Source organism: Candidatus Protochlamydia sp. W-9, from assembly GCF_001950615.1.
GTDB lineage: Bacteria > Chlamydiota > Chlamydiia > Chlamydiales > Parachlamydiaceae > Protochlamydia > Protochlamydia amoebophila.
Window position 1 is genome coordinate 1 of the sequence record NZ_BCPZ01000176.1, and the last position, 208, is coordinate 208.

At 41.8% G+C, this 208-nt stretch carries 1 protein-coding gene; it reads right to left on the bottom strand.

Annotation, left to right across the window (positions count from 1 at the left end; genetic code table 11):
- Positions 1-208: hypothetical protein (locus BU804_RS05660; RefSeq protein ID WP_158025028.1), on the bottom strand; the 208-nt coding region annotated here is incomplete at both ends.

A 208-nucleotide genomic window follows, 5' to 3' on the forward strand; every position in this document is an offset into this window, starting at 1 on the left:
TCAGAAAAGGTTGCAAGGCATGAGGATAAATGACTCGTATCTTCTAGATTATCAAATCGGATGATCTCTTTTAAGCCAATTTGCCTTAATAGTTCCTCTTCTCTCTCTTGGAGACTCTTGCGACTTTCTGCTTTGGGGTTCGTTTCAGGCAATGGCATCTGTTGTCTTTGCTCTTTCTCTTCCTGCATCTTAGCAAGTTGTTGCTGCA